Origin of the sequence: Corynebacterium pseudokroppenstedtii (genome assembly GCF_019754945.1) — a bacterium.
Classification (GTDB): Bacteria; Actinomycetota; Actinomycetes; order Mycobacteriales; family Mycobacteriaceae; genus Corynebacterium; species Corynebacterium pseudokroppenstedtii.
The window spans coordinates 40,197-59,157 of record NZ_JAEUWU010000002.1 but is presented as its reverse complement, the minus strand read 5'-3'; the positions used below and the strand labels follow the sequence as shown (position 1 = coordinate 59,157).

General features: G+C 57.7%; 19 protein-coding genes. 13 read left to right on the top strand and 6 right to left on the bottom strand.

Annotated elements, in window-relative coordinates; genetic code table 11:
- Positions 1 to 25: 25 nt before the first annotated feature.
- Together JMN36_RS03250 and JMN36_RS03245 are read right to left on the bottom strand one after the other, a co-directional pair.
- Complete coding sequence (locus JMN36_RS03250; protein WP_221923843.1) at positions 26 to 1,177, bottom strand: hypothetical protein; 1,152 nt, start codon at positions 1,175 to 1,177, stop codon at positions 26 to 28.
- Between the two features lie 309 nt (positions 1,178 to 1,486).
- The gene (locus tag JMN36_RS03245; RefSeq protein WP_221923842.1) at positions 1,487 to 2,821 is read right to left on the bottom strand and encodes a multidrug effflux MFS transporter; all 1,335 of its coding nucleotides are present in this window, start codon (positions 2,819 to 2,821) and stop codon (positions 1,487 to 1,489) included.
- A 300-nt stretch (positions 2,822 to 3,121) separates the two neighbouring features.
- Here JMN36_RS03245 and JMN36_RS03240 point away from each other — a divergent pair, with 300 nt between their 5' ends.
- The 3 genes from JMN36_RS03240 (at position 3,122) to JMN36_RS03230 (ending at position 7,599) form a co-directional block, all read left to right on the top strand.
- Positions 3,122 to 4,474 carry an acid phosphatase gene (locus JMN36_RS03240; protein WP_204087541.1) on the top strand — a complete coding sequence of 451 codons (1,353 nt, stop codon included), beginning with the start codon at positions 3,122 to 3,124 and terminating at the stop codon, positions 4,472 to 4,474.
- Between the two features lie 140 nt (positions 4,475 to 4,614).
- The gene (locus JMN36_RS03235; RefSeq protein WP_204087540.1) at positions 4,615 to 6,468 is read left to right on the top strand and encodes an alkaline phosphatase D family protein; all 1,854 of its coding nucleotides are present in this window, start codon (positions 4,615 to 4,617) and stop codon (positions 6,466 to 6,468) included.
- 177 nt (positions 6,469 to 6,645) lie between these two features.
- Positions 6,646 to 7,599: an ABC transporter substrate-binding protein gene (locus tag JMN36_RS03230; protein WP_236881722.1), complete on the top strand. Its 954-nt coding sequence runs from the start codon at positions 6,646 to 6,648 to the stop codon at positions 7,597 to 7,599.
- 33 nt (positions 7,600 to 7,632) lie between these two features.
- Here the strand turns inward: JMN36_RS03230 and JMN36_RS03225 are convergent, their stop codons facing one another.
- The gene (locus JMN36_RS03225; RefSeq protein ID WP_204087539.1) at positions 7,633 to 8,061 is read right to left on the bottom strand and encodes a cupin domain-containing protein; all 429 of its coding nucleotides are present in this window, start codon (positions 8,059 to 8,061) and stop codon (positions 7,633 to 7,635) included.
- Positions 8,062 to 8,550: 489 nt separating this feature from the next.
- Between JMN36_RS03225 and rpsH the strand changes: the two genes are divergently transcribed.
- From rpsH to arcA, 10 genes are all read left to right on the top strand, one after another.
- Positions 8,551 to 8,949: a 30S ribosomal protein S8 gene (rpsH, locus tag JMN36_RS03220; protein WP_012732404.1), complete on the top strand. Its 399-nt coding sequence runs from the start codon at positions 8,551 to 8,553 to the stop codon at positions 8,947 to 8,949.
- A 17-nt stretch (positions 8,950 to 8,966) separates the two neighbouring features.
- Entirely contained in the window at positions 8,967 to 9,503 is a 537-nt protein-coding gene (gene rplF, locus JMN36_RS03215; RefSeq protein WP_012732403.1) for a 50S ribosomal protein L6, read from the top strand.
- Positions 9,503 to 9,898: a 50S ribosomal protein L18 gene (rplR, locus tag JMN36_RS03210; RefSeq protein WP_012732402.1), complete on the top strand. Its 396-nt coding sequence runs from the start codon at positions 9,503 to 9,505 to the stop codon at positions 9,896 to 9,898. The genes rplF and rplR overlap by 1 nt, the downstream gene beginning before the upstream one ends.
- Before the next feature lie 43 nt (positions 9,899 to 9,941).
- Positions 9,942 to 10,580 (top strand): 30S ribosomal protein S5, encoded by a 639-nt coding sequence (gene rpsE, locus JMN36_RS03205; protein ID WP_012732401.1) that lies wholly within the window; start codon positions 9,942 to 9,944, stop codon positions 10,578 to 10,580.
- A 3-nt stretch (positions 10,581 to 10,583) separates the two neighbouring features.
- Complete coding sequence (gene rpmD, locus JMN36_RS03200) at positions 10,584 to 10,769, top strand: 50S ribosomal protein L30 (protein WP_012732400.1); 186 nt, start codon at positions 10,584 to 10,586, stop codon at positions 10,767 to 10,769.
- Between the two features lie 6 nt (positions 10,770 to 10,775).
- Positions 10,776 to 11,225: a 50S ribosomal protein L15 gene (gene rplO, locus JMN36_RS03195; RefSeq protein ID WP_204087538.1), complete on the top strand. Its 450-nt coding sequence runs from the start codon at positions 10,776 to 10,778 to the stop codon at positions 11,223 to 11,225.
- Positions 11,226 to 11,512: 287 nt separating this feature from the next.
- Entirely contained in the window at positions 11,513 to 12,841 is a 1,329-nt protein-coding gene (gene secY, locus JMN36_RS03190) for a preprotein translocase subunit SecY (protein ID WP_204087537.1), read from the top strand.
- Between the two features lies 1 nt (position 12,842).
- On the top strand, positions 12,843 to 13,397 hold the full coding sequence (locus JMN36_RS03185; RefSeq protein ID WP_204087536.1) for an adenylate kinase: 555 nt from the start codon (positions 12,843 to 12,845) through the stop codon (positions 13,395 to 13,397).
- A gap of 91 nt (positions 13,398 to 13,488) precedes the next feature.
- On the top strand, positions 13,489 to 14,334 hold the full coding sequence (gene map / locus JMN36_RS03180) for a type I methionyl aminopeptidase (RefSeq protein ID WP_204087535.1): 846 nt from the start codon (positions 13,489 to 13,491) through the stop codon (positions 14,332 to 14,334).
- A gap of 185 nt (positions 14,335 to 14,519) precedes the next feature.
- Positions 14,520 to 15,803, top strand: a complete 1,284-nt coding sequence (arcA, locus tag JMN36_RS03175) for an arginine deiminase (protein ID WP_204088791.1) — start codon at positions 14,520 to 14,522, stop codon at positions 15,801 to 15,803.
- Positions 15,804 to 15,817: 14 nt separating this feature from the next.
- Here arcA and JMN36_RS03170 read toward each other — a convergent pair whose 3' ends face one another.
- The 3 genes from JMN36_RS03170 to JMN36_RS03160 form a co-directional block, all read right to left on the bottom strand.
- Positions 15,818 to 16,372 (bottom strand): sugar O-acetyltransferase, encoded by a 555-nt coding sequence (locus JMN36_RS03170; protein ID WP_221923841.1) that lies wholly within the window; start codon positions 16,370 to 16,372, stop codon positions 15,818 to 15,820.
- A gap of 230 nt (positions 16,373 to 16,602) precedes the next feature.
- Positions 16,603 to 17,466, bottom strand: a complete 864-nt coding sequence (locus JMN36_RS10975; RefSeq protein WP_204087533.1) for a CAT RNA binding domain-containing protein — start codon at positions 17,464 to 17,466, stop codon at positions 16,603 to 16,605.
- A gap of 49 nt (positions 17,467 to 17,515) precedes the next feature.
- A complete protein-coding gene (locus tag JMN36_RS03160) occupies positions 17,516 to 18,955 on the bottom strand; it encodes a glycoside hydrolase family 1 protein (protein ID WP_204087532.1) in 1,440 nt (479 codons plus the stop codon).
- Between the last annotated feature and the right edge of the window lie 6 nt (positions 18,956 to 18,961).

Sequence of the window (18,961 nt, the reverse complement as noted above, 5' to 3'; positions counted from 1 at the left end):
AAATGTCGCCCTACACAGAGGCGCCCTAGTCGTCGTCGGAGGAGCGCCGCTTGGGCTCCCGATCAGAGTTCGCCCGATCCGACGTGCGCGAACTCTTCGCCTTCTTCTTCGTCGACGTTGACGACCGTCGCGACGACTTCGACTTCGACCGCTTCGACGACGAGCTCGTCGGCTCAGGCTCCAAGCTCGTCGAATTCTTCTTACTCGACGGCTTCTTCTTCTCAGACTCACGAATCTTGTCGATATTCGGCGCCGGCGCGCCCTGTTCACGAGTCGGCTTCGTGTCCAGCGTCGGCAAGTCAGTCAATGCCTCGCGGAAAGCCGTCGACAACCGGGCAATGGTCGTCGGGGTCTGGCCCTGTTTAGGGTCCCGAATCGCGTGGTTCATCTCAATCTGCATCGCGGAATGCCCCCGCTTCTGCATAAAGTCAGTCACCGTGTAGGAAGCCTGAGCATTAAACCCGGCATCAATATCCACCTGTCCGTGGAGAGTCTCAGACAAACGGCGGACGATATCGTCGGTCATGGGGGAGGGGCTATCACCCGTGCCGATGGAAACGGGCTCTTCAGACGACGAATCATCCATGCCATGCAGCTCGACGACGATCGCGTTATCCGGCAGACCCTTGAGGACGCGCGTGAACTTGTCATCACGCGTTTTCCAATTATCGTGCCAATCCGACACCTTCCCCGTGGTGGTGAGCGCGGACGCGTTGAGCTTATCGGCCACCATCTCCGTGATCCCGCCGGTGTATAGATCGGCAACCTTAGGGCGACCCTTGCGGTGGTGGTTTGTCGCGTGCGGGGCCACGAGCACTAGGGGAGAAGTCTTCGTGCGATCGACCCATCGAATGGAATCATTGGGGCCGGAACCGTCATTGTCATTCGCGGAATACTTGGCATTGCGCTTGTTGAACTCTGAGATCTGCTTCTCCGACTCCGACTGCTTGTCCTCATGATGAGAAATCGTGCAGCCTTGCAAGAAAACGACGCCGGACATCGTGACGGCTACCCACGTGCCGAGCCGACGCATACGTAGACGTGTCTTTTTTATCGGCCTCGGTGTGGTCGTGGGATGTGATTCGGCTGACGTAGAGCCTGTTCCGCGTGAGGTGGTGGCAGTGGCTGCGGTGGTGATGGTGGTAGCGCGATGGGGCGTGCGCGTCGAAGAAAGCACTCGTGTTGTACTCCAATACTCGCTCGACTGAAGGCTTGTGGCCTCGTGTCACGTGAACCGTGTGGGCTGACCTGCAGGTTTCGAGCCGTGAGGGTTTCTCCGGCCGACCTGTAGGTCGTGGATCGATTTGTTGGTTGTGGGTTTGTGGCCTTGTCGGTCTTTTCGGCCGACCGAATTTTATAGACGACGGCCACCCACGTGCATATTGAAAAGTATAACCACGGAAAGCTAACCGTGCTTTCTAGAGTTTTTGGTGACGGGGAGAAAGGCCGCGCGGCGACGGTAAACCGAGCTACGCCCTCGCTTTAGCTACGCCCTATCCGACGAGCTCGTGAGCGTCACACACCCCACGATGGCGATAATCGAGCACACCAACATGCACAACGCCATGGACAGCGAAGGATCCGAGCCGATCCCCACCAGTGGCGACACAATCCCGGCCGCCAGGAACTGCAGCGCACCCATCGCGCCAGAGCCGGCACCCGCGCCGATATCACGGACAGCTTCAACGCCCAGGGCAGTCGCATTCCCCAGTAGCAACCCCGTCGCCGATGTCATCACGAAGAGACAAATGAGCGTCGGCCAGAGCCAAGGCCCCAGCAGAGCGTCGATAAGCAAAATTGCCGACGTTGCGACGTAGAGGATCAGCCCGAAGATCAGCACAGACCGCACCTCGAAACGGTTCACAAGTTTGCCGTTCAGGGCGGACATCCCTGCGATGGCCAGCGAGTTGATGGCGAAGGTGATCGAGTAGACGTGTGTCGGTAGGCCCAGTTGGTCTTGGAGAACGAACGGTGAGGCCGAGATGTAGGAGAAAAACGCGCCGAACCCGACCGCGAAAGCGAAGCAGTAACCGATGAACGCCGGGCGGCCGAAACAGCGGAAAATCGTGGGCAAAAGGTTGCGGATGGCGCCCGGAGTGCGATGATCAGCCGGCAGGCTTTCCGGCACCACGAAGCGCGAGACCACGACCATAATCACGTTGAACGCGGCGATCACCCAGAAAATACCGCGCCACCCGATGATCGGCGAGAGAAAACCACCGAGCAGCGGAGCGATTGCCGGCGCGAGCCCCTGGATCGCCATCAGTGCGGAGAAAGCAGAGGCCGCAGCTCTGCCATGCGCGACGTCGGGAATGACGGAACGAGCGACGACGACGGTGGTCCCGCCCGCGATGCCTTGGAGCAGGCGGAAGGCGATCAGCAAACCGATTGACGGAGTGAGCGCGCACCCGGCGGAGAAGAGGAAGAACAGTAACGAGCCGATCACCAGGGGCCGACGCCGTCCCACTCCGTCAGAGATTGGCCCCGCGAACAACTGGCCGACAGCTAGGCCGATCATGAAAGCAGAGAGCGTGAGCTGCACCGACGAGGCCGTCGTCGACAGATCTTTCGCAATGTCGATGAACGTGGGCAGGTACATGTCCGTGCCCAGCGGGCCCGCCGCGGACAGCAGGGCGAGCGACGTCAGAACAGCCGCGGTGAGCTGGTTCTTCTTCGGGACCTTGGGGGATGTGCCTGTGGATTTCGGGTCTGCGGAGTGGACGTCGACACGTTCGACCTTGCCCACGGACGACGAACGCCCCCGGTCAGGGGACGAAGATGGCGAAGGATTCGAGGATGATGAGTTCGGATCAGTGCTCACTCGATGTACCTACAGGGTGACCTTTCTGTGCGACAACGACTGTGCGACAACAATGCACTCCATCGTATTACGTGCTGGTTGCGCACTTGTGATGTGTCCACGAATGGGCGCGGATGGGCCATGAATGGGTTTCGGCGGCGGGTCGATTTACCCAAAGTTCACGCAGTGTTGGTGTGTGCGACACCTTAGCGTCGACACTATGTCGCTATGGTCCCGCACCATAGATGCAGTTACCAGTGACTCCGACCTGCGTCATTGGCCCACCGAGCGCTTACCACACGTTTTGAAAGGTACGCCTGGATGTCCCAGCCTGAACTGTTCCCCGCCCGCCCGAAATCGCGTCCCTCGCTGCAGAAACCGTCACGGCAGAAACCACTGCTGCAGAAACCATCACGCGGACGCGCAATAACCTCGCGACGATTCTCACGTGTCGCCGTCGCCTCGCTTGTCCTCGGGGCGACCGTCGCCACCGGCGGAATTGCGCCGTCGGCCACGACCCCGCGGGCCGCAGCCGCCACGGACATTACCGCCAACATTCCGTACCTGCACCCGCCTGTTCAGCACGACGGAGCCCCCATACCCCAGGCGTTCCCGCCCGAGGAATACAACTGGTACCTCTCTGACCTCAGCTCACACCCCTTCGGCATCTACGCGGATGTCGTCGGCTCGTATCCGGACCTCAAAGCCCACCATCCCGAGGTCCAAGACACGAACTTGGCGACGCTCACCCGCATTAATCACGACGCCGCGACGAACCCGACCGCGATCTCGCGAGCACAAAGCGACGCGCGCGCCGACAAAGAGGGCGTCCTTCAGCTTTTCTCTGACGCATTCGGTGGCCGGCTGGGCGACGAATTCCGGCAGGCCCTCAACGAGAATCGCCTCCCCAAGACGGTGATGCTCTTCGGTGGGATCACCGCGCGGGCGGGTGGCCTCGCGAGCAGCACCATCGTCGAAAAGATCGGTTTCAATGAGACCCGCCCCTACGACGACCACCCCAACCAGATCAACAAGTACGAGGTTCCCGGCGAGGATCTGTACGGGCATTCCAAAGCATTCCCGTCCGGTCACACGAACCAAGCAACATGGACGACGACGCTGCTCGCGGCAATGCTGCCCGAGCTCTCGGACCAGCTGCTCGCCCGCGGATCCGAGGCCGGATACAACCGCGTGGTCCTCGGTGTTCACTATCCGCTCGACGTGATGGGTGGCCGGATGACCGGGCTGGCCGCGGCGGCGGACCGGTGGAACGACCCGCGCATGAGGAACAACCTCATGGCGGCAGCGCAGGAAATCCGCGCTGAGCTGGAGTGGAGGTGCGGCGACACTCTGGCCAACTGTGTGGCCGCGGATAGCAAATACGACGACAACGCGCTCGGCAATTACGCCTACCGAATGAACTACGACTTCGCGCCGGTCAGTGACCCCAATGCCGCGATGATAGTGCCTCAGGCTGCTCCCGACCTCCTGATCAACGCCTTCCCCAACCTCACGTATGAGCAGCGCGCCCAAGTGATCGAACAAACCGCAGGTCCCGCGGGGATGCCGCTGGATGACCAATCACCACGCGGATCCTGGGAGCGCATCAACCTTGCAGCCGCCATGAACGCCGACGTGACCGTCAACGACGACGGCAGCGTGCATGTGAATTAGGTGCGGGTGACGCCGGGCGCGCACCGGAATGGTCGCGCCGGGCGCGTGATAGCGGCCGACGAGGATGACCACCTCATGACATGGCCGAGCGAAGGCAAAAACGGCACGAAAACAAAAGCACGGTGGAGGAGAGGATCGTTATGACGAACAAGGAACGCAACAACAACCGGCGGCCATCGGCAACGTCGTCCGAATCGACGACGCCGGGAGGCGCTTCCCACTCAGGCGAACAGCCGACCGGACGTCCTTCGTACACGCGTCGCAGTTTCTTGCGCTCATCATTAGCGGCGGGCGGAACCATCGCTGCTGGTAGCGCGCTCATTGGGCGGTATCCTCGGGCCTACGCAGGTGACGCGCAGGGGCCAAACACTGCCCCGCAGAACGATGCCGTCGATACTGACCTCTTCCGCCACTCCGTCGCGTCGGGCGATCCCCAACCTGACAGCGTCATCATCTGGACGCGGGTGACTCCTTCGCCCGAGGCCACACCGGGGTCGGAAAAGGGCGCAGACACGCGGGTCAACTGGGAGGTATCCACGTCGCCGGATTTCACGAAAATCGTTCGGAGTGGTTACGAAACTTCGTCGGCAAGCAAAGATCACACGATCAAAGTTGATGTGAAAGATCTGCAGCCCGACACTCAATACTTCTATCGGTTCGCTGTCGAACGCGACGGGAAACCGCACTATTCGCGCGTTGGCCGAACCCGGACCGCGTTGGGTAGTGGTGGCGAGCGCACGGTCAATTTCGGTGTGGTCTCATGCAGTAATTACGAGGCCGGATACTTCCGTTCTTACCGGGACATTGCCGGGCGGGACGACCTCGAATTCGTCCTCCACCTGGGCGATTACACCTACGAATATGAGACGGGCGGGTACAACGGCGCTTATGATTCGCAAGTCCGCGTGGTGCAGCCGGCGGAGCGCACCACAACTTTGCAGGACTACCGCATCCGCCAGGGGTGCTACCACGAAGACCCTGACCTGGCCGATTGTCACGCAGCCAAGCCGTTCATTTGTATTTGGGATGATCACGAATTTGCCGACAACAACTGGCGGGACGGGGCGGCCGGGAGTTCAGCCGAACCGGATGACAACTATCAGGCCATCAAAGCTGCGGCGATGGAGGCGTATTTTGAGTGGTTGCCGGTGCGGGTGAGTGCGCGGAACCAAGGCTCGCACCTCTACCGCAAGCTGCAATACGGCAATCTGATGGAATTCATCATTCCGGATTTGCGCACGTACCGCGATTATGAACTGGTTTATACTAATAAAAAGATGTTCCTCAAGACGGATCCGGATTTCGTTCGGGCCGCCGGCAAGGACGACCGCTCCATGATGGGGCAAACCCAGTTCGAATGGTTCGGGAATGTGCTCTCCAGCTCACCGACCACATGGCAGATGGTTGCCAACGAAGTGATGTTTGCACCCATGACCCTTCCCGACGGCCTTGACCAGCGCACTCACGACTGGTTGGTTACACAAATCGGCCTGCCCGACCAGGGGATCCCTCTGAATACTGACCAGTGGGATGGTTATATGGCTGAACGGCAAAAGATTATTGACCTAATCGCCAACACTAAGAAAAACGTGGTGTTCTTGACCGGGGATATTCACTCGTCGTGGGCCAATGACATTCCGCGAGACATTCAAAAGTATCGCATCGGAGCATCCACAGATGTCGTCGCGACGGAGTTTGTGACACCGTCTATTACGGCTAACGGGCTTTTCGATACTGTCGCGAAATCGCGTGCACTAGACCAGGCAGCACGGCAAGTTTCTACTACAGCTGCCGACGTTCTACAGAAGGCTAATGCGTGGTTTAAGTGGATAGATTTTATTCACCACGGATATATGGCAGTGAGCGTGTCTCCCGACGCTGTGTCGTGCGAGTGGTTGCACGTCGATAATGTTCTTTCTCCGAACACGCCGTTTAGGTCTGCGCGAAAATGTACGGCATATAAAGGTAAGCCCGGCGTACATACTGATGCCTAGGTTCTGAAAATTATCAGTGTGTGTAACTGCAGACGGATATCCCTGGACTCCCACTGTAAGGCTTAGCTAAAGTGATACGTGTTCTTTGACCGAGACCTACGTATGCGGTCAACACAATGCGCCGATGAGGCCCACGTGGGATTTCGACCGCCTCATCCCGCAGCGAAAGGGGTATCCGTGCCAACCAGCCGTCGTAGTTTTTTGAAATCGTCCCTCGCCATTGCTGCATTGGCCACCACGGCCGGCGTCGTCAGCGCCTGTAGCAACGACGATGATGATAAGAGCAGCGATAATTCAAACAAGAACGACCGCATCGCCGCTATCGGATGGGGAGACTACTGCACGCTCCTGGCGATGAACATCACGCCGACCTTCATCTTGACCCCGATGGGAATGGATGAGAAGAAAGACAACGGCGTCGGCCCCTGGGCGAGCGACAAAGTCCAGGGCAAAGACATCACCGTCATGGAGGCGACGTCCCAGGAAATCGGCAACGACGTTCTGGAGAAAATTGCCGCCGCAAAGCCGTCGAAGATCATTGCCGTGAACTCCGGCCTAAAAGATGATGAAAAGAAGCGGCTCAACGATATTGCGCCGACCACTGTTCACTCGGATAAGTACCCCGACTACCAAGTGCCGTGGGACGCTCAGGTCAAAGAAATTGCCAAGGCGGTAGGCAAGGAATCTGACGGCGATAAACTCGTCAGCGACACTAAGAAGAAATTTGATGAGTTTTCATCATCTCACCCGGATCTAAAAGGTAAGAAAGCCGCCACAGTTATTGCCATGCAAGGCCAATTCGCGGTCTATACCAGTGGCGATGGCCGCGGGCAGTTTATTAAGGACCTGGGATTCGTCATTCCGGACGACCTTAATAAGGGAGATAACGGACAGTTCTATAAATATCTCTCGTCCGAGAACCTCTCACAGCTCGACGAACTCGACTACCTCTTCCTGCTTGATTACGCCGGAAGTAATGAGGAAGCCAAGAAAAACCCGCTGTTCCAGAACATTAAAGCTGTGAAAGAAGGGAACATGCGGGAGATTTCTCAGGACACCGCAACAGCCATGAGCCTTCCCAACCCGCTGACCATTCCGTGGGCTATTGAGCAGTTCGACAAGGCTATCTAGCAGGGGAGTGGTGCACCCCGGCGTAGCCCAGCGCTACTTTTCGAACGGGAGCTTCTCGGGCTTCCCGGAGTGCCCCTGATACCCCTCATGGTCGCCGGTGTGCAGCGTGAGCTGCATGATCGCCCCATCCTTCGACGTCACATGGTGAACCACGAATGCCGGAACATATTGCACCATCCCCGGCGTCAACGTGGTCGCCGTGAACTCACTTTCATCGACTTCCGACGGATCAGAGGCCTTCCTGGCGACGGCGAACTCGACCTCCCCTTCGATCACCTGGACGGAAATCGGGTGCGGTGCATGATGCGAATCCAGGCGCTGACCTGGTGCAAAGCGGAACGCCACGATCGTCGCCCCGTCGGCAGTAGCTAAGCGTTGCGCGGCGGGGAAATCGCCCTCCTTCGCGGCCGGGGCCTCGTCGTTAATATTGAGAACAAATGGAGCATGTGGTGTGAAGGGCATGACCTGGCTCTTCCTTCTATCCGATGATGATCTGGTGACCTCATCGTAACTCTGAGCGTGCTGGAGGGGCAGCCCCTTCTGGGGTGCATAAAACAGCGCGACGCGCAGCCGAAAGCACCGCGTTGACCGCCGTCGGCAAGCGATTTTGAAAGAAATACCCTGGTTGTTAGAATGCTTGAGTCTTTGTACATCTACTTTGTTGTAGGCCCACCCGCCTCACAGCGTCCCTCGAAGACAAGCAGCGAGCCGATCAGTTACTGAGCTGGTTCGGCGCCCCTGAGTGGTTCACCTGAACCCTCGGCAATAATCCTGTCAAAACCCAGCTAGAAGGGCTATTTACGCGCACGACAGCGCGAAGTGGCTAGCTCGCAGGCGGAGACAGTGACATTGCCGGGGGATTTTCTGCGGTAACCCATCAGTCGCTTGCCCGAAACGGGGATAACGCGTGGTGGAAGGGAACCGCAGCGAGAAAGGCACTAGGTCACATCCATGACCATGACAGATCCTATCGCCGACATGCTGTCGCGCGTGCGCAACGCAAGTAATGCGTACCACGACACTGTCTCGATGCCTTCGTCGAACCTCAAGGTCCACATCGCAGAGATCTTGAAGCAAGAAGGCTACATTGCTGACTTCACCGTTGAGGACGCCAAAGTCGGTAAGACCCTGACCATCGAGCTGAAGTACGGCTCCACCCGCCAGCGTTCGCTGTCCGGTGTGCGCCGCGTGTCCAGCCCTGGTCTGCGCGTCTATGCAAAGTCCACCAACCTGCCTCAGGTCCTGGGTGGCCTGGGCGTGGCTATCATTTCCACGTCCCAGGGTCTGCTCACTGACCGTCAGGCTTCTGAGAAGGGCGTAGGCGGAGAAGTTCTCGCCTACGTCTGGTAGGGGAGGAGTGAACACACATGTCGCGTATTGGTAACTCACCAGTGGCGGTCCCATCCAACGTCACCGTCACCATCAACGGGCAAAACGTTGAGGTCAAGGGCCCTAAGGGAACCCTGGCCATCGACGTTCCGGAGCCCATCACCATCGCTCAGGAAGGCGACGAAATCGTCGTCTCCCGTCCGGACGATCACCGCAAGAGCCGCTCTTTGCACGGCCTGTCACGCTCACTGATCAACAACATGGTCGTCGGCGTGACCGAGGGCTACACCATCAAGATGGAAATCTTCGGTGTTGGCTACCGTGTGCTGGCTAAAGGCAGCGACTTGGAATTCTCCCTCGGCTACAGCCACCCGATCCTGATCAAGGCACCGGAAGGCATCACCTTCGCCGTGGACGGACAGACCAAGTTCTCTATCAGTGGTATCGACAAACAGCAGGTGGGACAGCTCGCCGCGAATATCCGTCGTCTGCGCAAGGACGACCCCTACAAGGGCAAGGGTATCCGCTACGAAGGTGAGCAGATCCGCCGCAAGGTCGGAAAGACGGGTAAGTAATGAGCAACGACAACAAGCGTCTCCCTATCGGTAAAGACATTGCCACTCGCCGTCGCGTGGCTCGTAAGGCTCGCCACTTCCGTATTCGCAAGAACCTTCGTGGCACCGCTGAGATCCCGCGCCTCGTCGTGCACCGGACCTCTCGGCACATGCACGTCCAGGTTATCGACGACACCATCGGCCACACCCTGGCTGCTGCGTCATCCATCGAGCCTGAAGTCCGCGCTATGGAGGGCGACAAGAAAGCCCGCGGCGCCAAGGTCGGCGAGTTGATCGCTGAGCGCGCCAAGGCGAAGGGCATTGAGACTGTCAAGTTTGACCGCGGTGGCTACAAGTACCACGGTCGCGTCGCCGCACTGGCCGACGCCGCACGTGAAGGTGGTCTGAAATTCTAATGGCCACGCATAGCACCGCACTCAACAACGGAAGGATCGCGTAATGCCGGGACGTGAACGGCGTGACGGCGGACGCTCCGCCGACAAGAACGACAACAACAAGGGCCGCAACGACCGCGGCCGCAATGATCGCAACAACCGCCGCGGACGCGGCCGCGACGACGACCGCAACCAGTACATCGAGCGCGTCGTCACCATCAACCGCGTCTCCAAGGTTGTGAAAGGTGGTCGTCGCTTCAGCTTCACCGCCCTCGTCATCGTCGGTGACGGACAGGGCATGGTTGGCGTCGGCTACGGCAAAGCCAAAGAAGTTCCCGCCGCAATCCAGAAGGGTGCCGAAGAGGCTCGCAAGAACTTCTTCCGCGTGCCCATGATTGCCGGAACCATCACCCACCCGGTCCAGGGCGAGGCTGCCGCGGGCATCGTGATGCTCCGTCCGGCCGCCCCCGGTACCGGTGTGATCGCTGGTGGCGCCACCCGTCCGGTTCTCGAATGCGCGGGAATCCAGGACGTCCTGTCGAAGTCCCTCGGCTCCGACAACGCCATCAACGTTGTCCATGCAACCGTGGATGCCCTCAAGCAGCTCGTGCGCCCCGAAGAGGTCGCCGCCCGTCGTGGCAAGTCTGTCGAAGAGGTCACCCCGACTCGTATGCTGCGCGCTCGCGCAGGGCAGGGGGCGTAACCCATGGCACTGAAAATCACACAGGTTAAAGGCACTGTCGGTACCAGAAAGAAGCAGAAGGACAATCTTCGGTCCCTCGGCCTCAAGCGCATTCGTCACTCAGTCGTCCAGCCCGACACCCCTCAGGTGCGCGGGATGATCAACGTGGTTCGCCACTTGGTCACGGTCGAAGAAGTGGCGGGGGAGTAGGAAAATATGAGCGAACCCATCAAGCTTCATGACCTGCGCCCAGCGAAGGGCGCGAACAAGCCTAAGACCCGCGTCGGCCGCGGTGAGGCATCGAAAGGTAAGACCGCTGGTCGCGGTACGAAGGGCACCAAGGCTCGCAAGCAGGTCCCTGCTGCGTTCGAAGGTGGCCAGATGCCGATCCACATGCGCCTGCCTAAGTTGAAGGGCTTCAAGAACCCCAACAAGGTCACCTACCAGGTGGTCAACGTTGCGGACCTCCAGAAGCACTTCGAAAACGGTGGCGACGTCACCATCGCCGACCTCGCCTCTGCCGGCCTGGTCCGCGCAAAGCAGCCGGTCAAGGTTCTTGGCGACGGCGAGATCACTGCGTCGGTCAACGTGACCGCAACGAAGTTCTCGGCCTCTGCTAAGCAGAAGATCGAGGCTGCCGGTGGATCCGTCACCGAAACCAAGTAATTAAGCGATCATCATTGCTGGGCTCCGGCTCGTGACTGTTCATGACTGTGAGAGTGACCCCACATGTGGCGTCGTAACGGAAATCACAGTCAACGCGGCCGGACAAGCCTGAACTGATAGGAAAAGAGGGCGGCCTTCACCTGAGTAGGTGAAAGGGTCGCCCCTTTTCTCTCGAACAGGCCTTTTCCTAGTCCGAACGGATAGGCCTTCACCCGCCGGTGCTGCTAGAGTGTGTTAGTCGTTGGCCTGCGCCTAAAAATTTATGCCTTACTGTCTCAGGAGGATATGTGTCCGCTTTCCTCTCGGTATTCCGGGACCCTGACCTTCGCAAGAAGATCTTGTTCACCGTAACAATGATCATCTTGTATAGGATCGGTTCCCAAATTCCCACACCAGGAGTCGATTATTCGAGTATTAGTGATCGCTTACATGATCTGAACCAAGATCAAAGCTCCGTGTACTCGATGATCAACCTGTTCTCGGGCGGGGCGCTCCTTCAACTATCTATCTTCGCCATCGGCATCATGCCGTACATTACGGCTTCGATTATCGTTCAGCTGCTCACCGTGGTGATCCCCAAGTTCGAGCAGTTGAAGAAGGAAGGCCAGTCCGGTCAGGCCAAAATGACCGAATACACCCGCTATCTGACAGTAGGGTTGGCCCTCCTCCAGTCCGCCGGCATCGTTGCCCTGGCCGACCGCCAGCAACTGCTGGGCGAAGGCGTCCAGGTCCTGGACTCCAACGTCGGAACCTTCGGCGTCACCATGATGGTTCTCGTCATGACGGCCGGTGCGGTCCTGGTCATGTGGCTTGGTGAACTCATCACGGATAAAGGGATCGGCAACGGCATGTCACTGCTCATTTTCGCCGGTATCGCCACCAGGCTCCCTGCCGACGGTGCCGCCATCCTCCGTGGCTCCGGCGGACTGGCTTTCGCCCTCGTCGTCGTGGGTGTCCTCATCCTGGTCATCGGCGTGATCTTCATCGAGCAGGGGCAGCGACGCATCCCCGTGCAGTACGCCAAGCGCATGGTGGGGCGTCGGCAGTATGGTGAGACATCCACCTACCTGCCGCTGAAGGTGAACCAGGCAGGTGTTATCCCGGTCATCTTCGCGTCGTCACTGATTTATGTTCCGGTTCTAATAACGCAGATCGTGAACTCGTCGCAGACGAACGTCAAAAACAACTGGTGGCAGCGAGATGTCATTCAGTATCTGCAGAACCCAGCCAGCTGGCAGTACATCGTTCTGTACTTCGCTCTCATCATTTTCTTCAGCTTCTTCTACGTGTCCATCCAGTATGACCCGTATGAGCAAGCGGACAACATGAAGAAATACGGTGGCTTCATTCCTGGCGTTCGCCCCGGGCGGCCGACAGCGGAGTATCTTGGGTACGTAATGAATCGTCTGCTGTTCGTCGGTTCACTCTACCTCGGTGTCATCGCTGTTTTGCCGAATATTTTGATCGATATGGGTATTTCCTCTTCTGGAGGAACCCATGGTTCGCTCCCATTCGGCGGTACTGCGATCCTGATTTTGGTGAGCGTCGGCCTGACAACAGTTCAGCAGATCGAATCACAATTGATGCAGAGCAACTACGAAGGGTTCTTGAAGTAATATGCGCCTCGTTCTACTTGGCCCTCCCGGTGCTGGTAAAGGTACCCAGGCAGCCATTCTCTCCGACAAACTCGGCGTCCCCCACGTGTCCACCGGTGACTTGTTCCGGGAAAACATCGGTAACAACACCGAATTAGGCCAGGAAGCAAAAAGCTACATCGACGCCGGAAAGCTCGTGCCGACGTCCGTCACCGTCAACATGGTGAAGGACCGGCTCAGCCAGGACGACGCTGCCGACGGATTCCTCCTCGACGGATTCCCGCGGACAGTGGAGCAGGGCGATGAGCTCAAGAACATTCTTGACGGCTTCGGCACCAAGCTCGACGCCGTTGTCCAGTTCGACGTTTCCGAAGACGTCGTTGTGGAGCGCATGCTGGCCCGTGGCCGCGCCGACGACACCGAAGAAGTGATTCGGACGCGTCTGAAGGTGTACCACGACCAAACCGCGCCACTACTGGAATACTACAAAGACTCCATTATCCGTATCGTGGCCGAAGGATCCGTTGAAGACATTAACCAGCGGACCATGGAAGCCCTCAAGGCTTTGGATTCGTAATTTGTTCGACTCCCCGACGGTTTAACTGCCTGGAGCAGTAGACCACGGGGAGTTTTGTTATATCTGCACCCACCACCGTAAAGGCATCAATATGGCTTTTCGTCGCCGGAAGAAGAAAATCGCCGCAAAAACACCAGATGAACTCGATCAGATGGAACGCGCCGGCGCAATCGTCGGCAATGCTCTCGTCGCAGTGAAGAACGCGGCCGCACCGGGAGTGAGTCTGCTCGAACTTAATGCGGTTGCCGAAAGCGTTATCAGGGACGCGGGAGCCACACCCACCTTCCTGGGATATGGGGGTTTCCCCGCGTCCATTTGCGCGTCCCGCAACGACGTCGTTGTTCACGGAATCCCCACTTCTGAAGAGGTACTGGAAGAAGGGGATTACATCTCCATTGACTGTGGTGCCACGCTCAATGGTTGGGTCGGAGACAGTGCTTGGTCATTCGGCATCGGTACAGACGGTGCGCTGCAAGGTGACGAGTTGCCGGACGATCCCGAATCCCCCGCGGGAGGCTCGTTACGTTCCCTGGATAAAGCCACCCAGGACGTACTTGCTGCGGGCATACGCGCCATGGTGCCGGGAGCCCACCTAACAGACGTATCCCATGCCCTGGAAATGGCGACGCGCGAGGCTAGAAAGAAATACGCGGTGTCACTGGGCATTGTCGATGGTTATGGTGGGCACGGAATTGGGCACGAAATGCATGAGGACCCTTATCTGGCAAATGAGGGGCCAGCAGGCCGAGGCCCATTGATCCAAGAGGGATCCGTGTTGGCTATCGAACCGATGCTGACTTTAGGTACCTATGACACTGCCGTTCTTGACGACGACTGGACAGTGATCACCACCGATGGAACATGGTCCTCACACTGGGAACACACAGTGGCAGCTACGGCGGACGGCCCACGGATCCTAACACCGCGCCCGGAGTAAATCGCGGCGCACCCATACACGCGGGCACACTAATGGACGTCGAAGGGTGACACCCCTTGCATAGCCTTTGCTCCTCGGACATCGGCTGTGCCCGCAGAGGAGGAACCTCTATGTCCTCGTATTTTTCATCCCCTGAAGAGGCCAGTCGTGGCCGTCATCATGATGTCGATCGCGCGAACCCCGCCATGACTAATGGTGCCGCTGCAACAGAACCCCGCACGGAGGGAACACCAACAATCGGTGCATGGTCGGAAATCGGCAGGCTCCGTGAAGTACTCGTGTGTGCGCCGGGACTTGCCCATCAACGGCTGACACCACGAAATTGCCACGACCTCCTTTTCGACGAGATGCTGTGGGTTGACCGCGCTCGCCACGACCACCACGATTTTGTCCAACAGATGCAAGACCGTGGCGTCACCGTCTTGGAACTCCACGATTTGCTGCGTGAAACTGTGGAGATCGATGAGGCCAGGGAGTGGATTCTGGAGCGCTGGTTGACGCCGAACTCGGTGGGCCTGGGGCTGGCGGAGGAACTCCGCGGGTGGTTTTCGTCGTTACCCGCGGAGAGACTGGCCACCCTATTGATCGGCGGGCTTGCGTTCACGGACCTGCCGAAGGAATTTAACCGGTCGGTGACCAGCGCGTTGTTTGGGCACCGTGGTGAGCTGGAGTTTATTCTGCCGCCGCTGCCGAATACCCAGTTCACGCGGGATACGACGGCCTGGATTTATGGTGGCGTGTCGATCAACCCGATGCATTGGGCGGTGCGTGAGCGCGAGACGATCCTGTTGACCGCGATTTATCGCTTCCATCCGCGCTTTGTCTCACGGGATTTCACGGTGTGGTACGGCGATCCGGATGAGAAAAACGCCTTGGCCACCCTGGAAGGCGGAGACATTATGCCGTTGGGGTCGGGCATCGTTCTTATCGGTATGGGAGAGCGATCGTCATGGCAAGCGATTTCGCAGCTCGCGCGGAGTTTATTCCTCCACGGCGCCGCGGAGCGGATCATTGTGGCGGAGATGGCCCCGGCCCGCGCCAGCATGCACTTGGATACAGTCTTTACCTTTTGTGACCGCGATGTTGCGACCGCGTTCATGAATGTGGTGGAGGCGATTCGGCCGTTCACCCTGTTGCCGTCGGATAAGCCTCGTGGCTTTCAGATTTACCGCGAGGAGCGGTCATTCATCGACACAGTGACCAGCGCTTTAGGACTGGATGATCTCCGCATCGTACCGACAGGCGGCGAGGCATTTGCCGCCGAGCGGGAACAGTGGGACGACGGCAATAACGTGGTGGCGCTGGAGCCGGGTGTTGTCATGGGGTACGACCGGAACGTGCATACCAACGCCCTCTTGCGCGAAGCAGGCGTAGAAGTGTTGACGATCAACTCCGCGGAGCTAGGCAGAGGACGGGGTGGAGGGCATTGCATGACCTGCCCGATTCTCCGTGATCCTGTGGAGTACTAGATCTGTAGATATCCCTAAATTTGGCGTTGTACACGAGCCGGATTCCCCGCCGCGAACGTATGCGCAGGGATATCCCGCGTTACGACGGAACCCGCACCGATAACGACATTATCGCCGATAGTGACGTTGGGACAGATGATGACGCCGCCGCCGAGCCAGACGTTGTTTCCAATCGTGATGGGGCCAGCGCTTTCGACGCCGGCTTTGCGTGCTTCATGATCCTCCATGGGGTGAAGAGGAGTGAGTAATTGGCACCGTGGCCCGATTTGGACGTGATCGCCTAGCGTGATGGGGGCAGAGTCAAGAAATACGGCGTCGAAGTTGATGAAGCACCGGTCACCGATGGTGATATTGAAGCCATAATCGCACCAAAATGGGTGCTGGATAAATGATTTTCCGAAGCTCTTAAAAAGGTTGCTGTAGAGCGTGTGCCGCTGGTGTATGTCGAGGAGATTTTGGTCATTAATCTCTGCGAGTCTGTGTAAACAGTCCAGGTGGGCCTGGACTAGTTCAGGATCGCTGGCATCATAATCATATCCGGCAATCATTTTTTCGCGGTTGGTCGTCATGTGTCTTCGCCTCATCTTTTCATCTGGCTGCGATGTTTCCGTGGTCGCGTTTCCGCGTACGGTGTTGTAGTCAAGACCGTGCGATGCTTGCGGTATGGTTGTTCCTCACTAGTGGGGCCAGTGTAGCCCGAAACCCCGATCAGCAATGCCGGTCAGTGGCTCAATGCCCTGTGTAAAGCGATGTAAATGTGTCGGTGAAGGGCATGGCCTCGCTTAATCGTTGGGCCTGTTTAACGGTTAATTTCTGCACTGAGCCGAGCGACGTGGAGTCCGAGGTACGCGCGTTCATCGTCGGTGAGCTCTGTGTCTAGGCGCAGTTCCAGGACGTTGGCCAGCCGGCTAGCACACAGCACCGCGTCGGGCTGCGATTGTTCCAGGCTTTCGCGAAGAATTGACATCCCCTCGTTGAGTTGGTTGCCGTTGCGGACGCGGACGAAGAAATATCGCATGTGGGTAATGAACCGAGCTGCGTTGACGGAGGTCCGATCCATCGTTATCCCTAGCGACGAGTCAACGATGTCGAAAAGTTGAGAAAACAGTCCCGTCATGGTGTAGGTATCGCTGAGGTCATCGGTATGGAAAGCCGCATTAACCAAATGCAACGCTAGTGCGGTGACCTCGGCGTGGGGGAGTGGAGGTTGGTGGCGGCGGGCTAACCATCCATTAGTTTCCGTGAGCATTCGCTCGGCGACATGGTATTCGTCGGTGTACAAGTTCCGAACTTCGGCTTCCAGTGGGTGTCCACCATTCGTGTGTTCAGCTGCTAAGCCCTGCCGTTTGACTGACATCTGAATGTGATCCGCCAGAGCAATAACCGTGGCTGATTCCGGATGCGGAACGAGGGAGCCCGCCACACTATCAACTAGATGCGTAGCGAGATCCACATAGTCCAGATTCAGGGACGCTAGGAGGCGACCCATGTTGTCGACGTTTCGGCCGTGTTCAGGAACGAAGACCTGCTTCACCTTCGACTTATCGACGGGTTGCCCGGCTTTCTTCCCGAAGCCCAAGCCCCACCCGGTGAGAACAACCTCCCCGCCATCGTCGCGCGTGGCTAGCACGACATTGTTGTTCAGTACCCTTACGATTTTCACGGTAGCTCCTGCACCTGGCGTGCCTCATCTCCTTAACAGCGCTGTCGATTTATCGTTTGAGGCTCTCACCGTTGGTTGCAATGACATTTTTATACCAGTCAAAGGAATCTTTGCGGTATCGCTGTAGTGAGCCGGAACCATCCGAATTGAGATCGACATAAATAAACCCATACCGTTTACGGATTTCAGCAGTGGAGGCAGAGATCAAGTCAATACAGCCCCAGGATGTATATCCCATAACGGGAATGTCATCTTTGATCGCTTCTTCGACTTGCACGAGGTGGTCGTTCATATAGTCAATCCGGTATTGATCATGAACTGTTTTCCCGTCGGGTGCGGAAGCCTCGTCGACGAGTTCATCGGCGGCGCCAAGCCCGTTTTCCACGATGAACAGTGGTTTGTGCCACCGGTCCCACATGAAGTTCAGGGCATAGCGCAGGCCTTCGGGATCAATAGCCCACCCCCAGTCGGTGACCTCTAGCTCGGGATTGACGACGCCACCCATGATGTTGCCTTCGCCGCGTTCAGCTCCTGGATCAGCGCTTTCCGCTACCGACATGTAGTAAGAAAACGACACGAAATCGACCGTGTTATTTTTCATGACGGTGAAATCGTCGTCGGTGGTGGTAAGCGTGATGTTGTTTTCCCTGAACAGCCGCGTGAGTGTGTGCGGGTATTCGCCGAAGACGTGGATGTCGCCGAAACAGGCATCAAGTTGTGTTTCGTACTGGGCCTTTAAGGCGTCGGTAGGTTTCGGTGTCAGCGGATAGCGGGGAATGCTGAGCACCATGCAGCCGATCTGATTATCTGGATCGATCTCGTGCCCGGCTTTCGTGGCTCGTGCGGACGCAACCAAGATATTGTGAACAGCCTGGTAAATATCGGTATCGGGAATATCATCACGGGGTGCTTCGATGGCTCCGCCGATGAATGGCTGGTGCAGGATGGAATTGACCTCATTAAAGGTGAGCCAGTATTTCACACGGCCCTTGTATCGGTTAAAAACAGTCCGCGCATACTTTTCGTAGAAGCCAATGAGTTGGCGATTCTTCCACCCACCATATGATCGCGCCAGGTTGAGTGGCGTTTCGTAATGGGAAAGCGTGATTAGCGGCTCAATTCCGTGCTTTTCTAATTCGTCCAGGACCTTGTCGTAGAAAGCAAGGCCTTCCTCGTTTGGCGTATCGTCATCGCCGTTGGGAAAAATACGAGACCATGCGATAGAGAAACGAAATACTTTAAATCCCATTTCAGCGAACAGAGCAATATCGTCGGCGTAGCGATGATAAAAATCGATCGCAGTGAGTTTGAGATTATCGTCGGTAGGTTCCGCGGTGGGAGGGGCCATCAGACCCCGCGGTAGAACATCCTGGATGGAAAGTCCTTTGCCACCTTCGTTATACGCCCCCTCAATTTGGTTGGCCGCTGTGGCTCCTCCCCATAAGAAATCTTTGGGAAAAGCGGATTGTTTTTCATGGGATAGAGACATGCGTTG